The organism is Carboxylicivirga linearis (assembly GCF_018271995.1).
Classification (GTDB): Bacteria; Bacteroidota; Bacteroidia; order Bacteroidales; family Marinilabiliaceae; genus Carboxylicivirga; species Carboxylicivirga linearis.
The window spans coordinates 1-315 of sequence record NZ_JAGUCO010000177.1 but is presented as its reverse complement, the minus strand read 5'-3'; the positions used below and the strand labels follow the sequence as shown (position 1 = coordinate 315).

Here is a 315-nt window from a genome sequence, read left to right as displayed (position 1 = left end):
GTAAATCCAACTGAAATGCCCTTTGCAAAAATGAGTTGGACTGACAAACTGGATAACCGTGTTCAGCTTTTAAAGAAAAGCCAGGCGGTTTATGTTCTGCCCAATTGGAAAGAGAGCATAATGTCACGCATAGAGCTGACCGTTGCGATGGACTTAAAGTTGGAAACCATTTTTCATCCGATGAGCCACAAAGAGATAAAGCAAATAATAACCGCCCTTGGCAATTAGCTCGGTTCCGGCAGGGTTGTTCAAGGGTAGCCCTGCCATTATTTAAGTATCAAATTCAGAACGATTATGAAGACAAAGACAGTAGCA

Annotated in this window: 1 protein-coding gene; it reads left to right on the top strand. The window is 42.2% G+C overall.

All coding sequences use genetic code 11. The features are described from left to right. On the top strand, positions 1–228 hold a 228-nt coding region (locus KEM10_RS24195), incomplete at its 5' end, for a DUF4406 domain-containing protein (protein ID WP_212221091.1). Positions 229–315: the final 87 nt, after the last annotated feature.